26 protein-coding genes and 1 pseudogene are annotated in these 23,874 nt (G+C 68.3%); 19 read left to right on the top strand and 8 right to left on the bottom strand.

What is annotated here, in order from left to right; translation table 11 throughout:
• Positions 1-43 precede the first annotated feature (43 nt).
• The 5 genes from CACI_RS32530 (at position 44) to CACI_RS53715 (ending at position 6,520) form a co-directional block, all read left to right on the top strand.
• Positions 44-2,866: an FtsX-like permease family protein gene (locus CACI_RS32530; protein WP_015795141.1), complete on the top strand. Its 2,823-nt coding sequence runs from the start codon at positions 44-46 to the stop codon at positions 2,864-2,866.
• Positions 2,867-2,951: 85 nt separating this feature from the next.
• On the top strand, positions 2,952-3,359 hold the full coding sequence (locus tag CACI_RS32525) for a hypothetical protein (protein ID WP_015795140.1): 408 nt from the start codon (positions 2,952-2,954) through the stop codon (positions 3,357-3,359).
• Between the two features lie 391 nt (positions 3,360-3,750).
• Entirely contained in the window at positions 3,751-4,809 is a 1,059-nt protein-coding gene (locus CACI_RS32520; RefSeq protein WP_041542876.1) for an ABC transporter permease, read from the top strand.
• The gene (locus tag CACI_RS32515) at positions 4,806-5,630 is read left to right on the top strand and encodes an ABC transporter ATP-binding protein (RefSeq protein WP_015795138.1); all 825 of its coding nucleotides are present in this window, start codon (positions 4,806-4,808) and stop codon (positions 5,628-5,630) included. The genes CACI_RS32520 and CACI_RS32515 overlap by 4 nt, the downstream gene beginning before the upstream one ends.
• The gene (locus tag CACI_RS53715; RefSeq protein ID WP_015795137.1) at positions 5,630-6,520 is read left to right on the top strand and encodes an ABC transporter ATP-binding protein; all 891 of its coding nucleotides are present in this window, start codon (positions 5,630-5,632) and stop codon (positions 6,518-6,520) included. The genes CACI_RS32515 and CACI_RS53715 overlap by 1 nt, the downstream gene beginning before the upstream one ends.
• Positions 6,521-6,562: 42 nt before the next feature.
• Here CACI_RS53715 and CACI_RS32505 read toward each other — a convergent pair whose 3' ends face one another.
• On the bottom strand, positions 6,563-7,285 hold the full coding sequence (locus CACI_RS32505) for an SDR family oxidoreductase (protein ID WP_015795136.1): 723 nt from the start codon (positions 7,283-7,285) through the stop codon (positions 6,563-6,565).
• A 57-nt stretch (positions 7,286-7,342) separates the two neighbouring features.
• Positions 7,343-7,954 carry a TetR/AcrR family transcriptional regulator gene (locus tag CACI_RS46345; protein ID WP_015795135.1) on the bottom strand — a complete coding sequence of 204 codons (612 nt, stop codon included), beginning with the start codon at positions 7,952-7,954 and terminating at the stop codon, positions 7,343-7,345.
• Positions 7,955-8,052: 98 nt separating this feature from the next.
• On the opposite strand from CACI_RS46345, the gene CACI_RS32495 reads away from it, so the two are divergent.
• Positions 8,053-10,260, top strand: coding sequence for an MMPL family transporter (locus CACI_RS32495; RefSeq protein ID WP_015795134.1), 2,208 nt, complete (start codon positions 8,053-8,055; stop codon positions 10,258-10,260).
• A 113-nt stretch (positions 10,261-10,373) separates the two neighbouring features.
• Here the strand turns inward: CACI_RS32495 and CACI_RS32490 are convergent, their stop codons facing one another.
• Complete coding sequence (locus tag CACI_RS32490; RefSeq protein ID WP_015795133.1) at positions 10,374-11,045, bottom strand: GAP family protein; 672 nt, start codon at positions 11,043-11,045, stop codon at positions 10,374-10,376.
• A gap of 133 nt (positions 11,046-11,178) precedes the next feature.
• On the opposite strand from CACI_RS32490, the pseudogene CACI_RS54435 reads away from it, so the two are divergent.
• Positions 11,179-11,766, top strand: a pseudogene (locus tag CACI_RS54435) (DUF1254 domain-containing protein); the annotation flags it as partial.
• 53 nt (positions 11,767-11,819) lie between these two features.
• Here CACI_RS54435 and CACI_RS53710 read toward each other — a convergent pair.
• Entirely contained in the window at positions 11,820-11,951 is a 132-nt protein-coding gene (locus CACI_RS53710) for a hypothetical protein (protein WP_263053450.1), read from the bottom strand.
• A 254-nt stretch (positions 11,952-12,205) separates the two neighbouring features.
• On the opposite strand from CACI_RS53710, the gene CACI_RS52975 reads away from it, so the two are divergent.
• The gene (locus tag CACI_RS52975; protein ID WP_223297310.1) at positions 12,206-12,613 is read left to right on the top strand and encodes a DUF1214 domain-containing protein; all 408 of its coding nucleotides are present in this window, start codon (positions 12,206-12,208) and stop codon (positions 12,611-12,613) included.
• Positions 12,614-12,695: 82 nt separating this feature from the next.
• On the opposite strand, the gene CACI_RS32480 is transcribed toward CACI_RS52975, so the two are convergent.
• Entirely contained in the window at positions 12,696-13,511 is an 816-nt protein-coding gene (locus CACI_RS32480) for an endonuclease/exonuclease/phosphatase family protein (protein ID WP_143765467.1), read from the bottom strand.
• A 203-nt stretch (positions 13,512-13,714) separates the two neighbouring features.
• On the opposite strand from CACI_RS32480, the gene CACI_RS32475 reads away from it, so the two are divergent.
• Positions 13,715-15,091, top strand: coding sequence for a glycoside hydrolase family 6 protein (locus tag CACI_RS32475; protein WP_223297309.1), 1,377 nt, complete (start codon positions 13,715-13,717; stop codon positions 15,089-15,091).
• A gap of 174 nt (positions 15,092-15,265) precedes the next feature.
• On the opposite strand, the gene CACI_RS32470 is transcribed toward CACI_RS32475, so the two are convergent.
• The 3 genes from CACI_RS32470 to CACI_RS32460 all read right to left on the bottom strand — a co-directional run bounded on the left by CACI_RS32470 (position 15,266) and on the right by CACI_RS32460 (position 18,581).
• Positions 15,266-16,426, bottom strand: a complete 1,161-nt coding sequence (locus CACI_RS32470) for a hypothetical protein (protein ID WP_015795130.1) — start codon at positions 16,424-16,426, stop codon at positions 15,266-15,268.
• On the bottom strand, positions 16,419-16,979 hold the full coding sequence (locus tag CACI_RS32465; protein WP_015795129.1) for a SigE family RNA polymerase sigma factor: 561 nt from the start codon (positions 16,977-16,979) through the stop codon (positions 16,419-16,421). The genes CACI_RS32470 and CACI_RS32465 overlap by 8 nt, the downstream gene beginning before the upstream one ends.
• A 255-nt stretch (positions 16,980-17,234) precedes the next feature.
• On the bottom strand, positions 17,235-18,581 hold the full coding sequence (locus CACI_RS32460; protein WP_015795128.1) for a hypothetical protein: 1,347 nt from the start codon (positions 18,579-18,581) through the stop codon (positions 17,235-17,237).
• Between the two features lie 89 nt (positions 18,582-18,670).
• Between CACI_RS32460 and CACI_RS32455 the strand changes: the two genes are divergently transcribed.
• The 10 genes from CACI_RS32455 to CACI_RS32410 all read left to right on the top strand — a co-directional run bounded on the left by CACI_RS32455 (position 18,671) and on the right by CACI_RS32410 (position 23,668).
• Positions 18,671-19,207, top strand: a complete 537-nt coding sequence (locus CACI_RS32455; RefSeq protein ID WP_015795127.1) for a GNAT family N-acetyltransferase — start codon at positions 18,671-18,673, stop codon at positions 19,205-19,207.
• Between the two features lie 511 nt (positions 19,208-19,718).
• Positions 19,719-19,991 (top strand): hypothetical protein, encoded by a 273-nt coding sequence (locus CACI_RS32450; RefSeq protein WP_041540578.1) that lies wholly within the window; start codon positions 19,719-19,721, stop codon positions 19,989-19,991.
• A gap of 90 nt (positions 19,992-20,081) precedes the next feature.
• Entirely contained in the window at positions 20,082-20,504 is a 423-nt protein-coding gene (locus CACI_RS32445; RefSeq protein ID WP_015795126.1) for a phage holin family protein, read from the top strand.
• Positions 20,501-20,839, top strand: coding sequence for a DUF3618 domain-containing protein (locus CACI_RS32440; protein ID WP_015795125.1), 339 nt, complete (start codon positions 20,501-20,503; stop codon positions 20,837-20,839). Before CACI_RS32445 ends, CACI_RS32440 begins: the two co-directional genes overlap by 4 nt.
• The gene (locus CACI_RS32435) at positions 20,836-21,105 is read left to right on the top strand and encodes a DUF4235 domain-containing protein (RefSeq protein WP_015795124.1); all 270 of its coding nucleotides are present in this window, start codon (positions 20,836-20,838) and stop codon (positions 21,103-21,105) included. The genes CACI_RS32440 and CACI_RS32435 overlap by 4 nt, the downstream gene beginning before the upstream one ends.
• Before the next feature lie 26 nt (positions 21,106-21,131).
• Complete coding sequence (locus tag CACI_RS32430; protein WP_015795123.1) at positions 21,132-21,434, top strand: hypothetical protein; 303 nt, start codon at positions 21,132-21,134, stop codon at positions 21,432-21,434.
• A gap of 86 nt (positions 21,435-21,520) precedes the next feature.
• Entirely contained in the window at positions 21,521-22,213 is a 693-nt protein-coding gene (locus CACI_RS32425) for a cytidylate kinase family protein (protein ID WP_041542863.1), read from the top strand.
• 142 nt (positions 22,214-22,355) lie between these two features.
• Entirely contained in the window at positions 22,356-22,682 is a 327-nt protein-coding gene (locus CACI_RS32420) for an STAS domain-containing protein (RefSeq protein WP_015795121.1), read from the top strand.
• Positions 22,683-22,781: 99 nt separating this feature from the next.
• Positions 22,782-23,009, top strand: coding sequence for a hypothetical protein (locus CACI_RS32415; RefSeq protein WP_015795120.1), 228 nt, complete (start codon positions 22,782-22,784; stop codon positions 23,007-23,009).
• A gap of 161 nt (positions 23,010-23,170) precedes the next feature.
• Positions 23,171-23,668 carry a hypothetical protein gene (locus CACI_RS32410; protein WP_015795119.1) on the top strand — a complete coding sequence of 166 codons (498 nt, stop codon included), beginning with the start codon at positions 23,171-23,173 and terminating at the stop codon, positions 23,666-23,668.
• The last annotated feature ends 206 nt before the right edge of the window (positions 23,669-23,874 follow it).

Raw genomic sequence — 23,874 nt, 5'->3', positions numbered from 1 at the left:
CATCCGCCGAGCCGATCGTCTTGCGGAACACCGAGGAGTCCTGATGCCCCGCCAGAGCGCGTCCGTGACCACTGACGCCGGCGCGTCGCCGCCCCCCGGCCTCCATCCCGTACGCCGGGGCGTCCCCGGGCGCCGGATCAGAAGTGGGCTGCGCGCCGAGGCCGTGCCGCTGGCCCTGGTCGCGGTGCTGGTGTTCGCCGCGTCGCTCACGGCCGCCGCCGCTCCCGCGCGGCTGACGGCGCTGGCCGACCGCGCCCTGCGGCAGAACGTCGGCGCCGCGTCCTTCGACGACCGGTCGCTGGCCTTCGACGCCACGGTCACCAATACTGCCGCGTCCGGTGCCGCGTTCTCCGACATGCAGGACGCGCTGGGCGGGCGTCTGACGCAGCCGCTGACGAAGGTGCTGACCGGGGTCTCCCACACCTACCGCGCTTTCTACGTGCCCACAGTCGGGACCGCGATCTCGATGCCCGGCGGCGTCCCGGACCGGGTGGCACTGGTCGACGACAGCCGCTCGGCGCACCTGATCCGCTATGTGGCGGGCGTCGCGCCCGAGAGCGCTTCCTCGCAGGCCCTCCTGTCCGATCCCGACCACCAGATCGCGATCGGCGTCAGCAGCAAGGCCAGCGCGGTCCTGCATCTGCCGATCGGTGCCGTGGTCCAGTTCGGCGGCCCGGGGATCGGCGCCGACGGCACGCCGCGACCGCCGGAGACCGGTGTGGTGTCAGGCCTGTTCGAAGCGGCGGAGCCGGTCGCCGGTCTGGGTCCCGACGACTCGGCCTTCTTCAGCCAGAACGACACCCTGCTCGCGCCTCGGATCACGGTGACCGGCGGCGCCAACCCGCTGTCCTACTGGGCGGGGGCGTTCCTGGTCTCCGACTCCGGGCTCGCCGGGGTCGTGCACGCCGGCGGCGGCGTGCAGATCCAGGCCCGCTGGCGCCGCACGGCCGACACCGCGGCCCTGACCGTCGCCGGGACCAAGCAGCTCGGCCGGGACCTGCAGCACCTGGAGCAGTCCGGGGTGGAAGACCTCTGCGAACCGGCCGTGCTCCAGCAGACGTCCTGCGAAGGTCTGGTCGGGCCGGTCGGCGACCAGCACATCACCGACGGTCTGACCGGGCTGTTCGCCGTGTTCCACGGACGGCGGCTGGCGGCCGCGGCCTTGGAGTCCTTCGGCGTCGCCTCGCTGTTGGCGGTCGAGCTGGCCTCGGTGTTCGCCGCCGCGCGGTTGGTGGCAGCCCGGCGCACGGCCACCGTCATCCTGCAGCGGGCCCGCGGAGCCTCCCGGCGCCAGGCCGCCGCTCCGCTCGTCGCGGAATCAGTACTCGTCATCGTTCCGGTCACCGTGCTGGGCCGGCTCGTCGGCGGCAGCGGGCAGCTGTGGCCCTCGCTGCTGGTCGCGGCGTTCGCGGTGGCCGCCATCCCGGCGACGGTGCTGGTCACGGCGGAGCTCACGGCGGCGTCGGGCGATCGCCGGCGCCGCGGCGGCGCCGTGGTGCTGTCGAAAGCCAAGCGGCGCACGGCCGAGGGCGTCCTCGCGGCGCTGGCGATCGCCGGAGTCGTGTCGTTGCGCAGCCGCGGAGTGGCCGGGACCATCGCCGGCGGAAGCGTCGACCCGGTGCTCGCCACGGTTCCGGTGCTGCTCGGCATGCTCGTCGCGGTGCTGGCCGTCAAGGCGGTGCCCCCGGCGGCGACCGGAGCGGTGCGGCTGGTCGGCCGCGGCCGCGGTCGCTCGGCGGCGGCGTGGCTGGGCCTGGCGAGCGCCGCCGAGCGAGGGCAGACCCGCGCGGTGGCACTGACGGTCCTGGTGCTGACGCTGGGCGGGGCGGTGTTCGGCGGAGTGGTGGTCAAGACTCTGGACCGCGGCCAGGCCGCGGCGGCCGACCGGCTCGGCGCGGACGCGGTCGTGCACGCGCCGACCCTCACCGCCGACGTCCTGAACCGTCTGAAGTCCCTGCCCGGAGTGCGGATGGAACCGGTCCTGGCGCTCGACCGGTCCACAGTGGACGACGACGGCGGCCAGCACGTGATCCGCTTCATCGGCGTCGGACCAGGGCTGGTGCCCAGCTTGCCGGCTGGCGCCGACCCGGACGGAACGGTACCGGTCCTGGCCTCACCCGCGGCCGCACGGAACTTCCCGGACGGTACCTTCACCATCAGCCTGCTGTCCAAGGAGATCAACTTCCGGATCTCCAGCACGCTGCCAACCGATCCGGGCGGCCCCGTACGAGCCGCGCTGGACGATCCGTCGGTGGCTTACGTGGTGCTGCCCGCCGCGGAACTGGGCCCGGACGCCGGAGTGACCACTCCGACAGCGGCGGCACTGTACGGACCGGTGAGCAGCGCGCGGATCCGGGCCGCACTGGCCGACGCCGCGCCGGACACAACACAGATCGAGGTGCGCTCCGAGCAACTGGCGGAAATGCGCTCCGATGGCTTGTCGCGCTCCTTGGCGGGCGTGTTCGAGGCCTGCACCGCCCTGTCGGCGGCGTTCGCCATCCTCGTGGTCATGCTGGAACTGGCCGGAACGGCCCGCGAGCGGGGCCGCACGGTCTCATTCCTGCGAACGATGGGACTACCCTCCCGGTCAGCGGCGGCGATCACGGCAGTCCAGCTCGTACCGACAGCAATGGCGGCGGCCCTATCCGGCGCCCTACTCGGCGCGGCGCTGCCCTGGCTGCTCGGTCCAGCACTGGACATGACCCCCTTCACCGACAGCTACCCACCGCCGATCCGCGTCGACATGACGAGCACGGCGCTACTAGGCCTCGCGCTACTGGCCGTGGTAGCGATCGCCGCCGCAGCCGAGGCGCTGCTGAGCCGACGACGCCGGACTTCGGAAGTGCTGCGGCTGGGCGGGGAGTAGGCAACCGCGCGCCGGCTGGTGCCAGGTCCAGCCCATCTCGCGCATCACCTCGTAGTCCTCCGAGCCGGCAACTACCGTAGGTAGCATGCGCGACCTTGAGGACTATCGGATCGACTTCCTCATGATCCATGTAGGGCTGACCGAGCAGCAAGCCACCGAACGAGTTCAAGCCGAGCGGGAAGGACGGGCCGGGCAACCCGAAGGCCCACCATCTCCCGAGGAGATCTTCATCTCGTTTCATCCGTTCTACGAGCGGCGGGGCCGCGCGGCCGAACTGTACGGCGACCACCAGGCGAGTTGGCAAGCCGTCTGGACCGCCGCCACCAAGGCGGGGAGCCCGAACATGTCCGATGTGATCGACAGGTTCGAGTCCACCACCGACTCCCCCGATGAGGCGATCAGCTGGGCACAGGAGAGGTGTGCCAACTCCTGGATCCTGCCGCGCGCCGAAACCACCGAGATCACGGTCGAGGAATACCTCGGCCGCGGCTAGACCGACGGCGGGCCGTGGATTCGCATGGCTCGCCGCGCCGCTGTTCATGTTCAGTGGGCGGTCTGCACAAAGTAACGCCGCCGAACGGCAGCGGCCGCATGGAAGTCGCCGAGTGCACCGCCCGAAGGCTGCGCCGGGCTCGCAGCGGGCTCGCAGCGCGGTCGCCAGGCCGCCTGGTTCGGCAGCAACAACGAAGCGCACTGATGAGCGCCCTCGTCACCGGTTCGGTCCAACCCAGCGGCGTGTCCGGTGGCTCGCCCCGCGCGGCGTCCCTAGCCTCGGGGATGTCAGTCTGTCGGCGTGCGGCCTCGATGCGGCCTCGATGCGGACGGTGACGAACTCACTGCCGTGGCGCCTGGTCGTGCGGCTGTTGCGGACGGTGGTGCGGTGGATGCGGGCGATGGTGCTCAAGGAGTTCCTGGAGCTGCGGCGGGATCGGCGGACCATGGTGATGATCGTCGCGTTGCCGCTGCTGCTGCTCGTGGTGTTCGGGTATGCCGCGAACTTCACCGTGACCAGCATTGACACGCAGGTCCTCGGACCTCAGGCGGCGAAGGTCGCCGCGGAGCTCAAGGCGCCGTTCCATGTCACCAAGATCGATCCGTCGGCCGGTGCCGAGCAGGGTGTGGACGCGCTGCGGTCCGGGGACGCCGGGGCGGTGGTCGTCACCGGAGAGGCGCCGGGCCCGTCGACGGTGCAGATCGACGGCTCGCAGCTGTTCTCCGCCCAGAGCGCTTCGGCGACCGCCAGGGCCAGCGGCGGGGCGCTGGTACCGCAGGTGTTGTTCAACCCGGAGCTGAAGACCTCGTGGGTGATGGTGCCGGCGCTGGTCGGGATGATCATGGCGTTCATCGGGACGATCATCACGGCGATCGGTCTGGTCCGGGAGCGGCAGACCGGCACGCTGGAGCAGTTGGCGGTGATGCCGTTCAAGCCCTCGGATGTGATCGCCGGGAAGATCATCCCTTATTTCGTGCTGGCCGCCTTCGACATGGTCCTGGTGACGGCGCTGGGCTGCCTGCTGTTCGGGGTGCCTTTCGCCGGCAACGTGCTCGTGTTCGCCCTCGGCGCGGCGTTGTTCCTGTTCACGACGCTGGGTATCGGGGTGCTGATCTCCACGGTGTCGCAGAACCAGGGCCAGGCGATGCAGCTGGCGCTGATGACGATGATGCCGCAGATCCTGCTGTCCGGAATGATCTTCCCGCTGTCGGCGATGGCCGCCGGGGTGCGCTGGATCGGCTACCTGCTGCCGCTGACCTACTTCAACCGGATCTCCCTCGGCGTCATGCTCCGCGACGCGCCGCTGTCCTCCCTGGCCTTCCCGCTGGGCATCCTGGCCCTGATGGCGGTGGTCGTGTTCACCGCCGCCGTCCTGCGCTTCCGCCGCGACCTGGCTCCGGCCAAGCCCCACGCCGCCAAGGTCCCGGCCGCCGCCGGGAGCGCCGCGTGAACTGGGGCGTGGACGGCGTCACCGTGGTGCTCGGCGGGTCCGAGGTGCTCCACGACGTCACGCTCAACGCGATCCCCGGGCAGGTCGCTGCCGTGGTCGGCGGCGACGGCGCGGGCAAGACCACCTTGCTGCGCACCCTGATCGGCCGGATCCTGCCGTCCTCCGGTGCGGTCCGCGCCCCGTCGATCGTCGACAGCGGCTTCATGCCGACCGGGGCGTCGGGGGTGTGGACGGACCTGTCCGTCAACGAGAACATCGCCTTCGTCGCCGCCGCGCGCGGCATGGCCGGGCCGGAGTTGGCCGACCGGCGCGCCGAGCTGCTGGCCGCGGCCGGGCTCAGCAAGGCGGCCGACCGGCTGGCCGGCGACCTGTCCGGCGGCATGCGCCAGAAACTCGCGTTCTGCTTGGCGATCCTGCACCGGCCGCGGCTGTTGGTCCTGGATGAGCCCAGCACCGGGGTCGACCCGGTCAGCCGGGTCGATCTGTGGCGGCTGATCTCCCGGGCGGCGGCCGCCGACACCGCCGTGGTGATGTCCACCGCCTACCTCGACGAGGCCGAGCGCGCCGCCACCTGCCTGGTCCTGGACGGCGGCCGGGTCCTGGCCGACGGGACGCCCGCCGATGTGCTGGCCGCCGCCCCCGGCACGCTGACCACCGGCAGCGCCCCCGCCGGACCCGCCGAACTGTCCTGGCGCCGCGGGCACCAGACCCGCTCCTGGCACCCCGGCCCGCCGCGCCCCGGCGAGCAGCCGCGCGACCCCGACATGGAGGACTGCGTCATCGCCCTGACCCTGGACGCCCAGCAGACCGGAGCGGCCTGATGGCCGGGCGCGGGCGCGCGCTCGCCGAGGCCGACCAGGCCACCAAGCGCTACGGCTCGTTCACGGCCGTCGAGGCGGTCAGCATGCGTGTCGATCCCGGCGAGATCGTCGGCCTGCTCGGGTCCAACGGCGCGGGCAAGACGACGTTGATCCGCATGCTCCTGGGTCTGACCCGCGTCAGCGACGGCACGGTCGCCGTCTTCGGCCAGGCGCCGGACCGCACCACGCGCCAGCGCCTGGGCTACGTGCCGCAGGGCCTGGGGCTGTGGGAGACGTTGACGGTCCAGGAGAACATCGCCTTCGCCGCTGCCGCGTTCGGCACCGACGCCACGGCCACGACCCTGACCCCCGGCCTGCTGAAAGCCCGCGACCAGCAGGTCTCCGCGATCGGCCTCGGCCTGCAACGCCAGCTCGCCTTCACCATCGCCCTGGCCCACCGGCCGAAGCTGCTGGTCCTGGACGAACCCACCTCCGGCCTGGACCCGCTGTCCCGAGCCCGGCTGTGGGACACGATCCACGACCAGGCCGACGACGGCGCCGGCATCCTCGTCACCACCCACTACATGCAAGAGGCGCAGCAGTGCGACCGCCTGATCCTCATGTCCCACGGCCAATCAGTGGCCGAAGGCACCGAGGCCGCCATCATCGGCGACACCACCGCCTGCGAAGTCGACACCTCCGGCGACCAATGGGCCGCCGCCTTCGCCGCCCTGGATGCCGCCGCCCTGCCCGTCACCCTGGCCGGCCGCACCGTCCGCCTGGCCGACACGCCCCAGGACACCATCCACGACACCCTGGCGCAGGCGGGCATCGACGCCAGGATCCGCGAAGTGCCCGCCACACTGGAGGAGAAGATGACCGTCATCGAACGGGTCGTGACGGCCGGCTGACCCCGACACATCTGTCCCTGCGGCAGGCGTCGCCGTCGGCGGCTAGGCGCGCAGCCCTTCCGGGATCAACACCGCCTCCGGCTCACCGCTGCGGATGAGCGCGAGGATCTCATCGGCGACCTTCTCGGCGGAATCCGGCTCGACGCCGCTTCGGCCCGCGGGCCCTGACCCGGCGCGCAGCGTGCTGTGGAACTCGGTCGCCGTGACGAACGGGTAGATGGTCGAGACCACGATCCCGTCCGGAGCGAGCTCCGCGCGCGCGGCTTTGCTGAGCATGTTGAGCGCGCATTTGGTGGCCGCGTAGCCGGCGGCTCCGCGGGGGGCGGGCATGCGAGTGGTGCCGCTGCTGACGTTGATGACGCAGCCGCCACCGGCCTCGCGCATCAGCGGGATGACAGCCTGCATCGCGACGAGAGCCCCGTAGACGTTCAGCTCGACGACCGCCGCCAGGTCCTCGATCGTGATCTGCTCGATCGGTACGTGCAGTCCCTGCCCCGCGTTGTTGACCAGTACGTCGACCCGGCCGAACCGCTCGACGGCCGTCTCGACCAAGCGTCGGACCTGCGCCGGGTCGCGCATGTCGGTCTGGACCGCGAGCGTGTCGCCGCCGATCTCCGCCGCCAGGGCATCGAGCCGTGCGCGACGGCGCGCGGCGAGCACCACCGTCGCTCCCGCTCGAGCGGCCGCGCGGGCCGTGGCCTCGCCGATCCCGGCCGACGCCCCAGTGATGATCATGACTTTGCCGTTGACATCCACGGCACTCACTTACCCTTCCCGTCAGGCGCAGGGCAAGAGGGCGAGACCAGCCTTCAGCCGTTCGCCCTAAGCCAAGCCGCCTTCCCCGAGTCCGGCCAACGCCGCGTCGACGATGACTTCGCGCTCGGCGTCGGTGAGTGTCGCCGGGCCGGCAGCCGCGGGATGTCCGTGGGGCCCGTACGCCTCGCCGTGTGCCCTGAACTTGTGCCCGATCACCAGTGAGCGGATGCCCCCCAGGACGAACTGCACGCGCAGCGCACGATCGGGATCGGCGCCGTCTGTGAGCGCGGCTTCGATGCGGCGTCCGAGATCCATCGGGTCGTAGCGTTCCTTGATCGCGGCTCGGGCGCCGGGGTCCATGAACAGCGGCTGCAGGGCCGGGACGCCGTCGATGATCAGGTCGAGGAATTCGCGCAGGAACTGGCGGGTCGGGTAGTGGCCGGCCTCCGCCGCGTCGGCGAAGTCCCTCATCTTCTGCAGCACCGGCCGGATCAGGCCGTCGAGCAGCTCTTCCTTGGACGCGAAGTGGTAGTAGAGCCCGGCTTTGGTGATGCCCAGCCGCTCGGCGATGTCGCGCATCGAGGCACCGGAGTATCCGTGCTCGGCGAAGACCTCGGTGGCCGAGTCCAGGATGCGGCGCCTGGTGTCCGTCGCGTTGCTGCCCACTGTTCGTGCCATGTGCGCTGACTCCCTGTCACAACGGTGATGAACAGATGGTACTGTCGGCGCGTTGACTTACCTGCCGGTCGATTAATTCAAGGCACAAGGGGTGGATCATGGCGGGCATCGCGCGCTGGTGTTTCCGGCATCGTTTTCTCGTGCCCGTGTTGTGGCTCGTCGCTCTCGTGGGGCTGGGAGTCGTCGGTAGCGCACTGGGATCGAACTACGCCAACAGCTTCTCACTGCCCGGCACGGAATCCACCAAGGCGCTGACGATCCTGCAGACGCAGTTCGCCTCGCAGTCCGGCGATCAGGACACCGTGGTCTGGCGTACTACGTCCGGCACGGTGCGCGACGCGCAGGTCCAGGGCTCGATGACGGCGGCGCTCGACAAGATCGCCAAGCTTCCCGAGGTCGCCGCGGTCCGCGGCCCTTACGGCCCGCAGGGCGCGGCGCAGCAGATCAGCAAGGACGGCACGACCGCCTACGCGCAGATCAACTTCACCGGCCAGGCCAACGAACTGGTCGACGCCGACGTCAAAGCCGTCATCAACACGGCGCAGGCCGCCGCCACCCCGACCCTCCAGGTCGAGTTGACCGGCAACGCGATCGACCAGGTCTCCGAGGCCAAGCCGTCCTCCAGCGAGGCGTACGGTATCGCCGCGGCGGCGGTCGTGCTGTTCATCGCCTTCGGCTCGCTGTTCGCGATGCTGCTGCCGATCCTCACCGCGGTCTTCGGCCTCGGCGCCGGAATCCTCGCCGTCAACCTGCTGACACACGCCTTCTCCATCGCGCAGCTGGCCCCGACCCTGTCCGCCCTGATCGGTCTCGGCGTCGGCATCGACTACGCGCTGTTCATCGTCACCCGGTACCGGCGCGGCCTCAAGCGCGGCCTGGCGCCGGAGGACGCGGTGGCCATCGCGCTGGACACCTCGGGGCGCGCCGTGCTGTTCGCCGGCGGGACGGTCTGCATCGCTCTGCTCGGCATGCTGGTGCTCGGCATCTCCTTCCTCAACGGCGTCGCCGTGGCCGCCGCGCTGACCGTGGTCTTCACCGTGCTCTCGGCGCTCACCCTGCTCCCGGCCCTGCTCGGCATCCTCGGCACGCGGGTCCTGTCCCGCAAGCAGCGCCGCCTGCTGGCCGCGAACGGCCCGGAGTCCGAGGAACTGCAAGGATTCTGGGCGCGCTGGGCCGGCTTCGTCGAGCGCCGGCCGAAGATCCTGTCGGTCGTCGCCCTCGCGGTCCTGGTCACCCTCGTCATTCCGGTCGGCTCGCTGCGCCTGGGGCACTCCGACGACGGCAACGCCCCGACGTCCTCGACCAGCCGCAAGGCCTACGACCTGCTCGCCTCGGGCTTCGGTCCGGGCTTCAACGGTCCGCTGGAGATCGTTGGAACCTTCACCTCGCCGGCCGACGAGGCGGCCTTCACCTCGCTGGCGAAGACCCTCGCCACGGTGCCGAACGTCGCCGCCGTCCAGGCTCCGCCACTGAAGCCCGGCGCGACGATCGGTCTCATGCAGGTGTATCCGCGCACGAACCCGGACGCCGTGCAGACCACCGACCTGATCGCGCACCTGCGCTCGACGGTGATCCCCGCGGCGCGCGCCGGCACGACGATGTCCGTGTACATCACCGGCGGCACAGCGATCTTCTACGACTTCGCGCACGTCCTGGACGGCAAGCTGCCGCTGTTCATCGGCGTCATCATCGGCCTGGGCTTCCTGCTGCTGCTCGTGGCGTTCCGCAGCTTCGGCGTCCCGGCGATGGCGGCGGTGATGAACCTGCTGGGCGCGGGCGCGTCCTTCGGCGTCCTGGTCGCCATCTTCCAGTGGGGCTGGGGCCTGAACGCGATGGGCCTGGGCACCTCCGGCCCGATCGAGGCCTTCCTCCCGGTGATGATGCTCTCGATCCTCTTCGGCCTGTCCATGGACTACCAGGTGTTCCTGGTCAGCCGCATGCACGAGGAGTGGGTCCACAGCGAGGACAACCAGCGCGCCGTACGCATCGGCCAGGCCGAGACCGGCCGCGTCATCACAGCAGCCGCGGCCATCATGATCAGCGTCTTCATGGCCTTCGTCTTCGGCGGCCAGCGGGTCATCGCCGAATTCGGCATCGGCCTGGCCGCCGCAGTCGCCATCGACGCCTTCATCATCCGCACAGTCCTGGTCCCATCGGCGATGCAGGTCCTGGGACGCGCCAACTGGTGGCTCCCGACATGGCTCGACAAGCGCCTGCCGCACCTGTCGGTCGACCCTCCGGAGGAGCGAGTGACACTCCCGCAGCAGGGCCAGGCAGACGACAGCGTCCCATCCGCAGCTTTGTAGGCACGATTCCGGCGGGCCGCCGCGAACATCGGTCGCCGCGGCTCGCCGTCGTTGTTGTCGGTACCGACCTGCAACGGCGTCGGCCTCGTGCGGTCCTCAGACTGAGGTGACGGTCAAAGGTTGGCGAGCGCGTCGCCGACGTATTTCGCGGCCAGGACCGCGAGCACCGTGGTCATGATCGCCGCGTTGTGGGTGGCCATCCAGTCCTTCCAGCCCTCCAGCGTCGCAGCCGCTTTCTTGCCGCCGGCCAGGTACACGCCCAACGGCACCAGGACACACAGCGAGCCGATCAGAACGAACAGCACCAGAGCGACCGCCCGCGCGCCGGGTTGGGAGGTGGCGCCGGCGATGCCGGCGGCGGCACCGACCGTCAGCGCCAGGTTCTTAGGGTTCGCCCCCGACAGCAAGGCGCCCAGCCCCGCGGCCCGGGCCGGGGTGGTCCGGTCCAGACCGGCCATCCAGCCCGGCGTCCTGGCCGGACGCCCCGGTCGCGGCCGGGCCTTCCACTGGCCCACGGCCAAGAAGGCGAACAACACGCCGAGCACGAGTGTGAGCCAGGAAACCCAGGTGGCCGGCGCAGAGCCCTCATCGGCGTCTTCCCCGGCCCCGATGAGCAGCATCACCGTTCCGACCAGCGTCAAGGAGAGCAGCCATCCGGCACAGAAGGCCAGACCATCGGCCCGGCCGCGTGGAGTGGCCAACAGCAGCACCATCGCGATCAACGGCAACGGGCTGATCGCCACCCCGACCGCCGAACCGAGCATCGCTCCGATCGCAGCACCCACAGACAATCCTTTCGTGCGCGTGCGCCGATGCCGACGGAATCGGTGATCCCACCAGCTGTGATGCTAGGCAGCCACGACGGCCCGACCCACCCTGGAGGGGCATTCGTGGGATGAACCCACCTCGCGCCACCGGATGGCTCATTCCTCATCAATGCCACGATACGGGCGAACCTATCGTCAGAGGATGACTCGAACCGCGCCCGTCGCCCCGCGCACCCCGGCCATGCCGGTCTCGGGTTCTCGGATGACCGAGGACTACCTGCGGAGCGTGGGCCGCCTGGCCTATCTGTGGGGCTGGCCGCTGGTGAACATGCACAACCGCCTGTCGATCATGGAGCAGGTGCCCGCCCCGGGCCTGCTCGGCGGGATCATCCCCGCGGGCCCGCCCGGATCGATCGGCATGCTGCACGACTACATCCGCCCCGAAGAGCGGATCGTCGCCTGCCCCAACCAGGACGTGGTCTACGGTTTCGGCGTCCTGGACGCCCGCCGCGGTCCCACGGTGATCCAGGTCCCCGACTTCGACGGCCGGTTCTGGGTCTACCAAGCCGTCGACCAGCGCACCGACGCCTTCGCGCAGCTCGGCGCGATGTACGGCACCGAACCCGGCTGCCACCTGCTCGCCCCCACCACCTGGACCGGCGAGATCCCCGAAGGCATCGGACAGGTGTTCCGCTACGACACCCGCATCGCCGTGTGCATCCCCCGCGTGTTCATGAACGACACCGACGCAGACCGCGCCGCGATCCAGCCGCTCATCAACCAGGTCATGGCCTACCCGCTGGCCGAGTTCACCGGCACGATGCGCACCACCGACTGGTCCGCCGCCCCCACCTTCCCCGCGGGCGATGCCACCTCCGGGGAACACGAGACCCAGTGGGTGGACCCCGCAGTCTTCTTCGACACCCTGGCCACGGTGCTGGACGAGGTACCGCCCCGCCCCGGCGAAGAGGCCTTGTACGGGATGTTCCAATCGATCCTCGACCAGGCCAAAGCCGACTCCCACGCGGCAGCGGTCCTCGAGCAGGCCGCGATCGACCGACGAGACCCTGGTCAAAGACCTGTTCCAGTTCCGCAACATCGGGGTCCCGCTGGACCACCACTGGAGCACCCAGCGCAACGGCGCCGCGTTCGGCGCCGACTACCTCAGCCGCACCGCCATGGGCAAGGCGAACATCTTCGTCAACATCCCCGCCGAGACCGCGTACTTCTACCAAGACCTCGACCGCAACGGACAACGCCTGACCGGCCAGAACACCTACACCCTCACCTTCCAGGCCGACGCACTCCCGCCGGTCCAGGGCTTCTGGTCGGTGACCCTGTACAACGAACACCACTTCTTCCACCCCAACGAGCTCAACCGCTACTCACTGGGAACCAAAAACGACACCCTCCGCCACGGCGACGATGGCTCCCTGACCATCCACGTCAGCGCCCACCGCCCCGACGACCAGCACCTGGCCAACTGGCTCCCGGCGCCGAACGGCAGCTTCTCGCTCTACCTCCGCGCCTACTGGCCCGACCAGCCAGCCCTCGACGGCACATGGCGACCACCGGCCGTCGAATAATCGGGCGTGGCTCATAGCCCGAGTGGATGGTCACGCCAGTCGCTCGGCTTCGACAGGATGTCAGCATCCAGCCGCAGGCGCGTTACCTCGCTTCGCCTTCGAGTAACACATCTGCGCGCAGTAGGTTGTGGTCCGAAAGGCTGCCGACGTCTTCGGTCTGTGCGCCGCTCGTACCACCGCCGCGGACGATGATGTGGTCGATGGTCTGGGCCGCGATGCCCGCGCCGGACGGCCGGGTGGGCGGTGCGTCCGGTGGGAGGACTGCGAGCGTGTATCCGGGACCGAGGGCGGCTGAGACAGTGGCGGAGTCGCAGTTGAAATCGCCGAGCAGGACGACCGGATGTGTCGAGGCGGTCGTGAGTTCGGCCAGGCGAGCCAGCTGACCGGCCCGGCGTGGGCCGGAGCTCACGTGAGTGGCGACCACGAGCGTATCGCCGGTCTGGACGGCCAGCAGTCCCTTGCCCGGATCGTCGTCGAAGGCTTCGGCGGCGACCTGGTGGGCGGGTCCGTTCACTACCAGGACCAAGTGCTCGCTTGGATCCTGGAGTGAGGAGGTTCCGTGGCGTGGTCTCGGGACGCGTGGGTAGCGCAGAGCGTGTGCCACACGGTCGGCGGGTAGGGCGTGAATCAGACCATTGAGTTGGTCGCCGCTGACTTCCTGAAGCGCGATGACCTGCTCAGTGCGCTTCATCAGCCGTGCCGTGATCGCGGCGATCCGATCCGCTTCGTCGGGCCAGTGCCTTGGGCTGTCTTCGCCCCAGTTCTCGGCGTGGACGCGGTGCAGAATGTTCCAGGTCGCGACGGAAATCACGAGCCACCCTAACGCCGACAGGATCAGGGGCGTGACAAAGGGATCGCGGGTGGAACTTTCAAGCGGCGTTGGCCGGTGCCGACACATTGACCACGCACAGACCTCATCAGCCCGTTTCGGGGTTGACGCTCTGAGAACAGCGGCTGCACGGTTGGCGCATCCTCATTCCTCAAAAACGTCATTCTGCTCTGCTGGGAGGCTCGTTGTTCCCCGACTTCTCTTCCCCAGGTTCTGCGCGCCGACGCGGGTTCAGTGCGGTCGCGGCTACCGTCGCCGCGGTAGCCGGACTCGTGGTCGCCACCCAGTTGGGCGGCGTGGCGATGGCGGGCACCATCGCATCGGGAACGCAGTTCTACGCCGACCCGAACTCCCAAGTCGTCAAATGGGACGCCGCCAACCCCGGTGACGCCCGCGAGCCTGCCATCGCCTCCCAGATCGCCTCGGTCTCCCAGGGGATCTGGTTCTCCAACTACCGGCCCTCGACCGTGCAGTCAGACGTCTCGGCGGTGACGACCGCCGCCGCGGCCGCGGGGAAGACGCCGGTCCTGGTCGTGTACGAGATCCCCAACCGGGACTGCGGCGGCGCGTCGGCCGGCGGCGCCCCCGACATTTCCAGCTACGAGAACTACATTCAGAGCTTTGCCAACGGACTCGGCAGCCACCAGGTGATCGTCATCCTGGAGCCGGACTCGCTGGCGTTGCAGACCTGCCTCAGCTCGCAGCAGGCCACCGACCGGGACAACGCGATCGCCTTCGCCGGGGCGCACCTGAAGTCCGCCGACCCGGCGGCGAAGGTGTACCTGGACGCCGGCCACTCGAGCTGGAACTCGCCGTCGGCGCAGGCCGCGGCGCTGAACGCGGCGGGCGTCAAGACGTCCTCGGACGGGATCTTCTCCAACGTGTCCAACTTCCAGACCACGGCATCAGAGGTCTCCTACGACAAGCAGGTGCTGGCAGCTCTGGGCAGCCCGTCGAACCTGCACATCGTGGTCGACACCAGCCGCAACGGCAACGGTCCGGCCGGCAGCGCCTGGTGCGACCCGTCGGGCCGGGCACTGGGCCAGGCTCCGACGGCGAACACCGGTGATGCGGCCGTGGACGCGTTCCTGTGGATCAAGCCTCCGGGCGAGGCGGACGGCTGCGCGGACGCCGCCGGCACGTTCGACCCCGCGCTCGCCTACGCGCTGATCACCAACGGCGGCGGCCCGCCGCCGACGTCACCGAGTTCGACGCCGTCGACCACACCGTCAACCACGCCGTCGACCACACCTTCGACCACACCTTCGACCACGCCTTCGACCACGCCTTCGACACCACCGTCGACGACGCCGAGCAGCCCGCCGAGCTCCAGCCCAGCCGGCTGCCAAGTCACCTACACGAGGACGAACGAGTGGGCCGGCGGTTTCACCGCGAACGTCAGCATCACCAGCAGCAAGGCCCTGAGCAGCTGGACCGTCGGCTTCACCTACGGCGGCGATCAGCAGATCACGAACTCGTGGAATGGGAACCACACGCAGTCCGGCAGGAACGTGACCTTGACCAGCCTCTCCTATAACGGATCCATCGGCGCTGGGCAGACCCTGACCGGCGTGGGCGTCCAGGGCACATGGACGTCCAGCGACGCGGCACCGAGCGCGTTCACCCTTAACGGTGTGGCCTGTCACTGAGGCCTCACGGAAAACGAGAACGGCTCCGATCCCCTCTCAGGGGATCGGAGCCGTTTCGGCGCTGTTCATCACGTCTCATGGCCTTCGTCGGCCGCTCCACGAGGCAGGTGCCGATCTGGATAGACGGTCAAGGGGTCACAACTGGACGTCGCTCATCGAAGCGGGCGGCATAGCTCATCCGATAAAGCTCATCCAGAGACCGGGGTCCGTGCCGGGGCCGGTGAGCGTCCGCGGGTCCTTGTGGCTGGACCACTCGTTGCCTTCGGTCTTGGGGTAGGAGAATCCGGTTCCGGTCATGCCCTTGGGCAGCGGACCGACCTTGGTGATGTCTCCGCCGATCGCGGCGGCGTACGCTGCGGCATCGCCCTTGGCGGCGACGAACATCAGTGGACTGCCGGCCGTACCACCGGGGACCATGCCCAGGCTCGGAACATCGATGAACACCGGCAGCGCCGCACCGGCCGGCAGCGTCACCAGCAGTTCGCCATTGTTCGTCTCGTGCGAGACCTTCGCCGTCGAGTCCGTGCTCAGCAGCGATCCGTCGAACGACACGGTCTTGTCGGCCTCCGGGTAGACGACCGCAATCGACTCGGAACCGTCGTCGTTGCGCTCGGCCCAGTTGAAGCCGTAGTCGGGGCCGTAGAAGACGCCGCCGGCCTGCACCAGGAGATCCTCGACCGAGGCACCGCTCGGGCCGTGGAACACTACAGCCTCCATCCCCTTGTCACACGGGCCGTTGGACTTGGCGGCCTTCGGGTTCAGATAGACCACGGCGACGCGGCTGTGGCCGTCGTCGTCGGCCATCTCGACCTTGGCGGCGTTCGCCGGGACCAGCGCCTCGGCGCGCGCGAGGACCGTGCCGACGAAGGCGTTGTCGCCCGCCAGGCTGCCGCGCGGCGACATCGGCACTCGGTTGACGTCGCCGATGAACGTCTTGCCGTTGGCGGTGACGCAGTTCGCGTCGACCAGCGGGCCCGCAGGGATCTGCGGCGAGGGCTCGGCCGCAGGCTTGGGAGTGGGAGTGGGAGTGGGCTTGGGAGTGGGTGCGGTCGTCGTCACGGCCCTCGGCGCCGCGACCCCCGCGCTGTCGGCAGGGCCGATCGCCCCCGCGTTGCCCGTCGAACCGCTGTTCCCGCCGGCGCCGAACGCCACGCCGAGCGTCACTCCGCTGGTCACCGCCAGCGCGGTCGTCGTGGTCACGACCCGCCGCCGGCGAGCGGCCGCCGCACGAAAGTCCCGCCGCATCCGCCCGACAGGGGCGCTGTCGCCGACTTCTGCTTCGGCCAGCCCGGACAAGAGCCCTTTGATCTCTTCTTCGAATTCGTTCTCAGACATGCGTGTTCCCCAATCGCCCCGCCACGTAAGCGGGATCGGTCTGCTTGCCTTGGGCCGGCGCCCCCAGCACCTCGCGCAACCGGGCCAGCCCCCGTGACGACTGGCTCTTGACGGTCCCGACGGACTTGCCGAGAACGGCTGCGGTCTCGGCCTCGCTGAGCTCCTCGTAGAAGCGCAGGACGATAACCGTCCGCATACCGGTCGGCAGCGTCGCCAGCGCCCGCCACACTTCGTCCGAGCGGTCGACGTCAGCGTGCGCGTCACGGGTCGTCGGCCGATCCGGCACGCTGCTGTACAGCGAGACATTGCGGTCCTTCAGCCGCCGCCACCGGGAGTTCGCCAGATTCACGACGATCTTGCGGACGTAAGCCTCTGGCTGCTCACGCCGCTCGATCCGCCGCCAGTGGCGGTAAGCCTGGAACAACGCGTCCTGAACGAAATCCTCAGCCAACCCGTGGTCGCCGGTGAGCAGGAACGCGACCCGAACCAGGCCGCGCCGTCGCGCCGTCACAAACTCCCAGAACTGCGCCTCCTCGTACTCCCTCAAAGCCATGCCGTCACTGGCCTCCTTGTCGTCCCGTCCGACGCGAGCGCACCGCGCGAAATCCGGCCGCGCCCGCGATCGGCCCACCCCTTAGAGGTCGGTTCCCAGCGAAAGGTTGAGACCCAATTCTGCCGACCGACGGACGCCACTGATCATCCGGCGCCCGTCGGTCGGCGACACGGCCGATCAGGCAAGTCCTCGCAGGCCGGCCGTTCCAGAAAGCTGGCGAGTGGAGCCGCCTGCCCACTGCGGTGCGTATGAGCCCTATCCGGCTGCGGGCACGATGACGACTTTCCTACTCAACGGGATTGCGACGTCGTGTTTAGTGCGCGGGTCGTAGACCCTCAACGACAACTTAGGATTCTCGGTCCCGCAGACAGGTCGGTCGCAGGAGTTAAGCAAAAATTCTCTGACTGTGTACGTGATAGTGAAAACTGCCGGCCTGTCCAAGCCGATGGTCATGTCGGAATCCGGGCCGCAGCTGGGAGAAATAGATTGCGTACAGGTGGCCGGAATAGACTTTCCCCCCTGCCAGATCTGAAGGCTGGTGTGGAAATGGCCATTGGCGTAGATCGAGGAACCTACGTTGAGAGCTGAAGGGAATTCGCCGTCCGCAGGCGGTCGAATAATGTAAGTCAGCGGTTCGCTGTCCTTGTTGTACTCGGTCCACTTCGAGTCCAGCAGAATGGTCTGCGTCACGGTTTTCATACTTTTGGACACGACTACGTCGTACTCGTGGCCGTCGATGGGAGTGGTTGTCGTTTTCACATCCAAGCCCTGGTCGAACAGTTCCTGCGGAGTGGGCGGAGGAATCTGCGGCCACAAGAAGCCGAGGAGGGACTCAAACCAGCCGAGAACGGTTTTGCCCACGCTGTAGATGGCCAGGGCGCCCGCGATCACCGCGCCCACCGGGGGGAACGCCAGTCCTACACCGGTGGCGATGAGGGAGACCGACGCGACGACGATGCCCTCGACATTGGGGCCGTTCTCCGCCGCGTCCTTCCCGAAAATCGAGTCGGCGATGGTGAAGACGTCGCCGAACACGGGCACGGAGCCGATCACCGCTTTGGAGACCGCGGGAAGGGTCGCCGTGGTCAGGCCACCGGCCACGTTGTTCGCGACACTCGCGTTGCCGGCGACGTCGGCGATCTGTTGAGCGGTGGCCGAGTTGCTCGTCAGCTTCCTGACGAAGGAGTTCCCGCTCCTCGCACCGATCTTGCTGAGCGCCTGGGACAGGCCGCTGATGCCCGCACGCGGCTGAATCCCGCCCGCCGAAGCCTCCGCGCCGTCTGCCAGGCTCGGGTCATCGATGACTTCCTGGTTAAGTTCCTTGGTGAGCCTCTTGATCTCGGACGGCATCGCAGCGACCTGCGTAGCCGTCAGTGTGCAGGCGGAGCTACCCGACTCGATGCAGCCCGCTTCAAGGTACTGGTCGAACTTGCCCGGGTCCTTCTTGACCTGGGCGATCCACTCGGCGATGTCCTGGTCGGCGGCGCTGCCGGGAGCTTCGGCGCGGTGCCGCGCGGGGGCGGCTTGGGCAGGCGCGAGCGTAGCCTGCCCGAGCAGGGCGAAGGCCAGGGCCCACACCACTGTAAAGGCTTTTCTATGCATGCTCTGGACCGTAGTTCGCCCCTCGCCCGGGGAGGGTCACGACACGCTAGCGGCGCTAGCGTTACGACACTGTCGGGCACGATGGCCGTATGACCGATGTGGTGATCAGAGAAGTCCGGCCCGGCGATGGTGCGGCGTGTGCCGCCCTGTGGCGCGACGCGGGCGAATTCTTTGCCGGAATCAACCCTCACACGTTCCGTGTGCCGTCGAACGAGGGTCTGGCCGAATGGTTCGAGCAGGGTCATGCCACCTATGGCGGCCGACGGGACATGCTGACGTTACTCGCGGAGGTGGACGGCATTGTGGTCGGCTCCATTTCGGCCACGCTTCTTGAGCCGATCGAAACCGCCGAACGGCAGGTGCAGAGCGACTTCTCCCGGCAGCGCCTTCACATCGACAGCCTCGATGTTTTGACGGCACACCGGCGCGGCGGTGTCGGCACCGCGTTGATGAAGGCCGCGGAAGCGTGGGGACGCTCGCACGGCGCGGAGGTAATCATTCTGGAGACGGAGCTCAACAACCCCTTGTCCATGGCGTTTTATGAGAAGCGCATGGGAATGACCCCCGAGGTTGTCACCTTACGCAGAGAGATCGATCGGTCGGAGCTGAACGGCGGGGACGCGTAGTCCTGGCGGCGGAGCCGAGACCAACACGCTGTACTGGGACATGGCTCAGCGTCCTGGCCAAAGCCACGAAACAGGATGTCCTGCTTGCGCTGGCGGACACGTGCTGCGGCGTGCAGTGGTCAGCCCGTGGATCCCGCAGCCTGTCTTTGCAGCCACGCATATGCCGCCAGAATCTGGAAACCAGGCGGCGAGGCGCATCACCGACGCCTCAGCGGGCTCATACCAGCCGCGGTGATGTTCTTTCCGGGAAAGGGGACGCGGTGTCGTCAGCGGCGGTGGGTGCAGGGGGTGGGGGAATCGGCCAGCCCGCGGCGCAGGAACGAGGCGGTGGAGCACTTCGCCATCCGATCTCGCGCAAGTTGGAGGACGACCGGACGCGCGGAGAGCGGATCGCCGACACCATCGCCGTGCAGATCGGCTCCTGGCGCTTCCTGATCGTCCAGACCACGCTGGTGGCGCTGTGGATCGGGTTCAACCTGCTGGGTCTGTCCCTGAATTGCGAGACCGCACCATGGCCGAACACAACTTCACCACCAACGAGAAGGCCGAACAGCTCACTGAATCGCTGCTGTCAGAAGTGCTGCGCAACAGCCAAGCCACCCTGGCCATCGCCAAGCACCTCGGCATTCAACTCGACGGTATCGAAGAGCACGAACAAAGGCTGGAAAACAAGATCACCGATGTCCAGAACCAGCTGGCCGAGGTGGAGGACGTTTTGGAGGAACAACCCGACATCCCCACCCGTGACGTCGCTCGCGGGCAGAACGTGGCCGGTGATGATTAAGGAGCTCCTCAATCCTGTTCGTGCTGCCCATTCCCGGCGTTTGCGCCAGCTGACACTGGTCATCAGGCCCGGCGTGGAAAGGAGAATCTGATGACCGCCGAGAGAATCACGCCGTCGGTGCACACCTCGACCGCGGAACTGGTGAACGACGCCACAGCGCAGATGTCGCGGCTGGTCCACGACGAGCTCGCTCTGGCCAAGCTGGAGATGCAGATCAAGGCCAAGCGTCTGGGTACGGCCGGCGCCCTGCTCGCCTCGGCGCTCCTGCTGGCCCGGATCGGACTGGTCCTGGCGTGGACGCTGGTCGTGGTGGCGCTGGCGAATGTCTGGCCGTTGTGGCTGGCGGTCGCGGTTCCCATGGCCGGTGCGTTCCTCGTGGCCGGCGTGCTGGCCCTGGTCGGCAAGAAGCGCTTGGCGAAGGGCGTCCCGCCGGTGCCCACAGAAGCCGCCGAATCCGTTCGCGAGGATCTGCGCCGGGCCCAGGATGCTTTCCACGAAGGGCGTCAATCATGACTTCGGAAACGCCGATGACAACGCAGCAAGCTGAGCTCGAGGTCGACATCGCAGCGACCCGGGCACAGCTTGGGCGCACTTTGGAAGCCCTCATGGCCAAGACGCACGTGAAGACGCGAGCCGAAGACGCGATCCGGGAGGACCTCGCCAGCCTGAAGCGCCGCACGTTCCAGGCAGCCTCGCGCGCCCGCGACGACGCGGCGGGCATGGCACGACGGGTCCGCGGCTCCGCGCGGACGAGAACAGGCCGGCTCTCTGCGACGGCGGTGCTGGCCGGCGTGATCACAGCGCTCTTGGTAGCTGTCAGATCCAAGCTCGAGGGAGATCGCCGATGAAACCCGCTACCGCGAAGCTCCTCTACAAGCCGGTGGGCCTGGGCCTGAGTCTGGCTGCTGGGGCACTGGCCAGCATGGTGACACGCCGTCTGTGGCTGTTGTTCAGCGACCAGGACGAACTGCCCGATGCCACCGACGCGGACACCCGGTGGAGGGATCTGATGGCCGGAGTCGGTTTGGAGGCGGCTGTATTCGCCGTGACCAAGGCGGCAGCGACCCGTCTGCAGGCGGAGGGCATCCGCCGTGCCGTCGAGTCGGGCAAGTAAATGACGGAAACGAAACAGGAGGATCCATGAAGCGCACACTCACTCTCGCCACCGGCCTCGCCGTGGGCTACGTCGCCGGCACCAAAGCCGGCCGCGAGAAGTACGAGCTGATCAAGCAGAAGGCGCACGAGGTCAGCGAGCAGCCGGCCGTCGTCGATCTGCGCGAGAATCTGCAGGAACGCGTCGGGACGGCGTCCAAGGCGGTCGCCGCCAAGGTCGCCGACGCCTCCTCGGAGCTCACCAAGAAGCTCCACGGCGCGTCGCACGAAGTCTCTTCGACTCCGGCGAAGTCAGTAACTCCGACCCTGGGCAAATACGAGCAGCTGTAGAACCGTGTGCTCCGTCGCCTTGGATCGCTGGGATGTGTCCCGCATCCAAGGTCGCGCTCTACGCTGAAACCGTGAGAGAGGCAGCCATAAACCAAGGCACCCGCAGCGAGCTCATCAGTAGCCTGGCCGAGGCGCTCAGGTCCGCCACGACCACGATCACGCACCCGCTGCGGGTCGCCATCGACGGCGCGCCCGCCTCCGGCAAGACCACACTGGCCGACGAACTCGCCACCGTCCTGCGCGCGCAGGGCCGCGACGTCATCCGCGCGACCATCGACGACTTCCTCTTCCCTCGCGCCGAACGCTACCGACGCGGCCAATACTCAGCGGAAAGCTGCTACTTCGACGCCCACGACCGCGCCGCACTGTGCAGGGTTCTGCTCGATCCGCTGGGCCCGGGCGGGGACCGAAAGTTCCAAACGTCGGTCTACGACCGAGACACCGACACACCACTGTCCCTGCCGGCCGCCGCCGCGCCCACAGACGCTGTACTGCTCTTCGACGGCGTCTTCCTCCTGCGTCCAGAGCTGATCGACCGGTGGGACCTGCGCATCTTCGTATCCCTCCCGCTCGAGCAGACGATAGACCGTGCCCGGAGCCGAGGCACCGCACTGGCTGGATCTGCGGCCGTCATCGCCGACATCGAACGGTCCTGGCAGTACCGCTACATCCCGTCCCAACAGCTCTACTTCGCCACCGCCCACCCCACCGACCACGCCGACATCATCGTGTACAACGATCAGCTTCAGCGGCCGGCCTGGGAAGTCCGACTTCACTGATCGTGCCGGGGTCCCACCCGGCCGACAGTTCTTGAGTGCCGGCCAGTACGCATGCCGTCGCCCGATAGGCTTCCAGGAAGTTGACGCCGGACAGCTACCGTCCAACGCTGTACCGGGAGGCAACGGAAGGGCAGGCCAGGCCATGCCGGAATTCATTTACCGAGTTCGCCACCAGGGCACGGGAAGCGTCGTCGAGGTATCCGGCGACATAGACATGTCCGTGCACCAGCAGCTGACTGAGGCGCTGGAGCCTCTAGTGGCCGCTGGGGACGTGGTGCTGGATTGCTCGCAGGTGAGCTTCATGGATTCGATGGGGCTGCGGGTGGCCTTGAGCATGGTGCGCCAAGCAGAGGAGGTCGGCACCACCTTCGCTTTGGTGCCGTCGAAGGCCGTGAGCCGGGTCCTGGAGTTGGCCGGTGTCACCGAGATCTTCGATATCCGCGACACCGTACCCTCGGCTGCGGAGTAGCCAGAGCCCTCCCGCTACCGACCAGATGTCTCCAGTCGCCGCTGCGCCGGTCGGTGTAGCCGACAGTGACGGCGCCCCCGGTCCCTCGTTGCCCAGGCCATGAAGAAGATCACCGCGCTAGGTGCGCTTACCCTCACCACCCTGTCCCTGGCCGCCCCAGCCCACGCGGACAACGACAGCAACTTCGGCACCGGCATCAACGCCACGAACAACTTCACCGCCGCCGCCGTCTGCCTCACCGAGGTAGCGGTCGTCCCCGTCCTCGGCAACTGGGCCGGGAACCACGCCAACAACTGCTCCAACGGCAACGTCATCGACCACAGCTGACCCAGAGCCTGGCCGGGTAGGCGTCCGGCCAGGCGCACTTGTTCAAACGTGATTGATCGTCCGGCTCAGCCACTGTCGCCCGGACCGCCGGTTTGCCTTGACTGGACGTGGGCACGCGTGGTTTCCAGCAGCAGAACCGTCGACGAGCGAGGTCGAGCCCCATGAACACCACCGACATCGAGCCTTCTGAACTGCTCGGCGTATATCTGAACGATCACCTCATGGGCGCCTGCGGTGGGGTGGAGCTGGCACGCCGCATTGCTCGCACGTTCGGGGAGCCCGACGAGCGCAGCGTCCTGGAGGAGCTCGCTGCGGAGATCGAACAGGACCGGCAGTCGCTGATAGACGCCATGACCCGGCTGGACGTGCCGAGGCACTCGGCCAAGATGGCAGCCGGGTGGCTCGGCGAAAAGATCGGGCGCCTCAAGCCCAACGGCAGCCTGGTGCACCGCACCGCGTTGACTCCGGTCGTGGAATTGGAAGCGATGCATCTGGGGGTCGAGGGCAAGGAAGCGGGCTGGCGAGTGCTTCGCGAGCTGGCCCGTAGGGATCCCCGCCTCGAGCCGATCGACTTCGACCGGCTGATCGACAGGGCTACGCACCAGAAACAGATCCTGGATGGACTCCGTCGGCAAGCAGCGATGACGGCCTTCGGCTAGCGGTCCCATCCTCCGAGGTGGGGAGACCCGATCTCAGACCTCTTGGACTCCAGCCGTGGACAACGGTGACTGTGCCGGATGCGGTTGATCTCCGGAACCCGGGGTACGCGGGGGCTCCGTCAGTTCGATGAATCCCTTACCTAAGAATTGGAGTTTCACATGTATATCGGTGTTGGCACTGTTGTGGTCGTCATCCTCATTGTCCT

This window comes from Catenulispora acidiphila DSM 44928 (assembly GCF_000024025.1).
In the GTDB taxonomy this organism is placed as follows: domain Bacteria; phylum Actinomycetota; class Actinomycetes; order Streptomycetales; family Catenulisporaceae; genus Catenulispora; species Catenulispora acidiphila.
The sequence above is the reverse complement of the archived record's forward strand: the minus strand, read 5'-3'. Positions and strand labels throughout refer to the sequence as shown.

Bases quoted from the DNA above. Each gene is read 5' to 3' on its own strand.
- CACI_RS32530 (WP_015795141.1), top strand. From the start codon at position 44: ATGCCCCGCCAGAGCGCGTCCGTGACCACTGACGCCGGCGCGTCGCCG.
- CACI_RS32525 (WP_015795140.1), top strand. From the start codon at position 2,952: ATGCGCGACCTTGAGGACTATCGGATCGACTTCCTCATGATCCATGTA.
- CACI_RS32520 (WP_041542876.1), top strand. From the start codon at position 3,751: ATGCGGGCGATGGTGCTCAAGGAGTTCCTGGAGCTGCGGCGGGATCGG.
- CACI_RS53715 (WP_015795137.1), top strand. From the start codon at position 5,630: ATGGCCGGGCGCGGGCGCGCGCTCGCCGAGGCCGACCAGGCCACCAAG.
- CACI_RS46345 (WP_015795135.1), bottom strand. From the start codon at position 7,954: ATGGCACGAACAGTGGGCAGCAACGCGACGGACACCAGGCGCCGCATC.
- CACI_RS32495 (WP_015795134.1), top strand. From the start codon at position 8,053: ATGGCGGGCATCGCGCGCTGGTGTTTCCGGCATCGTTTTCTCGTGCCC.
- CACI_RS52975 (WP_223297310.1), top strand. From the start codon at position 12,206: ATGGGCAAGGCGAACATCTTCGTCAACATCCCCGCCGAGACCGCGTAC.
- CACI_RS32480 (WP_143765467.1), bottom strand. From the start codon at position 13,511: ATGTGTCGGCACCGGCCAACGCCGCTTGAAAGTTCCACCCGCGATCCC.
- CACI_RS32470 (WP_015795130.1), bottom strand. From the start codon at position 16,426: ATGTCTGAGAACGAATTCGAAGAAGAGATCAAAGGGCTCTTGTCCGGG.
- CACI_RS32465 (WP_015795129.1), bottom strand. From the start codon at position 16,979: ATGGCTTTGAGGGAGTACGAGGAGGCGCAGTTCTGGGAGTTTGTGACG.
- CACI_RS32460 (WP_015795128.1), bottom strand. From the start codon at position 18,581: ATGCATAGAAAAGCCTTTACAGTGGTGTGGGCCCTGGCCTTCGCCCTG.
- CACI_RS32455 (WP_015795127.1), top strand. From the start codon at position 18,671: ATGACCGATGTGGTGATCAGAGAAGTCCGGCCCGGCGATGGTGCGGCG.
- CACI_RS32450 (WP_041540578.1), top strand. From the start codon at position 19,719: ATGGCCGAACACAACTTCACCACCAACGAGAAGGCCGAACAGCTCACT.
- CACI_RS32445 (WP_015795126.1), top strand. From the start codon at position 20,082: ATGACCGCCGAGAGAATCACGCCGTCGGTGCACACCTCGACCGCGGAA.
- CACI_RS32440 (WP_015795125.1), top strand. From the start codon at position 20,501: ATGACTTCGGAAACGCCGATGACAACGCAGCAAGCTGAGCTCGAGGTC.
- CACI_RS32435 (WP_015795124.1), top strand. From the start codon at position 20,836: ATGAAACCCGCTACCGCGAAGCTCCTCTACAAGCCGGTGGGCCTGGGC.
- CACI_RS32430 (WP_015795123.1), top strand. From the start codon at position 21,132: ATGAAGCGCACACTCACTCTCGCCACCGGCCTCGCCGTGGGCTACGTC.
- CACI_RS32420 (WP_015795121.1), top strand. From the start codon at position 22,356: ATGCCGGAATTCATTTACCGAGTTCGCCACCAGGGCACGGGAAGCGTC.
- CACI_RS32415 (WP_015795120.1), top strand. From the start codon at position 22,782: ATGAAGAAGATCACCGCGCTAGGTGCGCTTACCCTCACCACCCTGTCC.
- CACI_RS32410 (WP_015795119.1), top strand. From the start codon at position 23,171: ATGAACACCACCGACATCGAGCCTTCTGAACTGCTCGGCGTATATCTG.